Source organism: Nocardioides albidus, assembly GCF_006335005.1.
Taxonomy (GTDB): Bacteria; Actinomycetota; Actinomycetes; order Propionibacteriales; family Nocardioidaceae; genus Nocardioides; species Nocardioides albidus.
Genome location: NZ_VDMP01000014.1, coordinates 130571 through 132106, shown reverse-complemented (window position 1 = coordinate 132106; position 1536 = coordinate 130571). Strand labels below are relative to the sequence as shown.

Sequence of the window (1536 nt, the reverse complement as noted above, 5' to 3'; positions counted from 1 at the left end):
TCGGGGCGTTCCACACGATCGCGTCGGAGGTGATCATGGGGACAGCCTAGGCGGATTCTAGAACAGGTTCTACTGATGGAGTCGACCCAACCTTCCCCTGCGCCCTGCCCGCCGGTCACCGGCGGTTCACGCACCGCTCACGGTCGGGGCGGACGCTGGCGCCATGGCGAAGAAGCAGAAGGCCTGGATCCACGTCGGCATGCCCGGCGCGGGGGATGTCGTCGAGTCCGCCCTCGCCCACCACCACGCGGCGCTCGTCGAGCTCGGCGTCGCCTCGCTCGCCCGGTCCACCGCGGAGAGCTTCCGCGCGGCGGTCGAGCTGACCCGCTCCCACAAGGAGTGGGGCCTCAAGCGCTCCGACGTCGAGGGACAGTGGACCCGCCTGGTCCGGCGGGCGCAGAAGAGCAAGTGCGATCTCGTGTTCAGCCAGTCGCTGCTCGCCGGCGCGACCCCCGATCAGATCGCCCTCCTCGTCGACGCCCTCGCGGGTTGCCAGGTCCACGTCGTGGTGACGACCGGACGCGACGACGAGGCGGCCGTCCTCGCCCGCTGGCAGGACACGGTCCGCAAGCCCGAGCGGCTGCACGTCATCGAGACCGACGGCCTCGAGCCGGGTCAGGTCTGGAAGGCGTTCGGCAAGCTCGTCGGCTTCGGTACGGCGTCCCTGCGGCTCGACGGCGTTCCGCAGGTGTCCCCGACGCTGCAGACCCTGCCGGAGGCGCTGCGGGAGGTCGAGCGGCTGGCGCGGTGGAACGCCTCGCTGGAGCTGCGCCTCGAGGAGCTGGATCGCAAGCGCCGCAAGCTCAAGCGGAGGCTGAACAGCGCGGCGTGAGGTTCCGGCCCGGGGGCCGGCGCGGGCGAGCCAGTTGCGGTGACTCGGCGCAGCCCCGGCAGACCGGGGTCGTCATTCGCCCGGGACCGGCTCGTCGTCGTGATAGAACGGCGCGGCGAGGTCCGCTGACGGGGTGGGCGCCCGCAGGCTCGCCGGGATGGCCTTGCGGGCCATGGCGGCGACATCGGCACAGCTCGGGCCCAGCAGCCAGATGTCGCTGGGAGAGCCGGCCGGCGTCGGCACCGTCCAGACCCCGACACAGCGACGCCCCTCCTGCCGGAGCTTCGCCGTCGAGCTCAACCGCCGCAGCGACACCGTGGTGCCGGCGATCGTCCGTGTCGACTCCTCGGTGATGTCCCCACCGGAGGGCGGTGCCTCGTCCTCGACGATCCGCAGCAGTCGCCCGGCCTCGCCGCGGCAGAAGTCACCGGTGCCGGATGCGGGCTCCGCGGTCGTCGCCACGGCCAGCAGGTCGCAGGCGGGCGGCGGACCGTCGGTCCGCCGGACCGCGACGGGATCCGACCCGACGATCGACGCCACCGCCTCGGCGAGATCCTCGACCGCCGTGCACCCCGGACTCTGGCCGGCCGTCACGGACTCGACGACCACGCCGCGCGCCCTGCTGGTCGGCAGCAGGACCTGACAGCCGGTCGCGGCCGGCGGCGAGCGCCACCCGGCCGCCGGTCCGACGGTGATGCGCTTCC

At 73.2% G+C, this 1536-nt stretch carries 2 protein-coding genes; one reads left to right on the top strand and one right to left on the bottom strand.

The window, feature by feature from the left end; all coding sequences use genetic code 11:
* Nucleotides 1-163: 163 nt before the first annotated feature.
* Nucleotides 164-832, top strand: coding sequence for a hypothetical protein (locus tag FHP29_RS02790; protein ID WP_139621336.1), 669 nt, complete (start codon nucleotides 164-166; stop codon nucleotides 830-832).
* A gap of 72 nt (nucleotides 833-904) precedes the next feature.
* Here FHP29_RS02790 and FHP29_RS02785 read toward each other — a convergent pair.
* A partial coding sequence (locus FHP29_RS02785) for a hypothetical protein (protein WP_158296453.1) occupies nucleotides 905-1536 on the bottom strand: 632 nt, incomplete at its 5' end.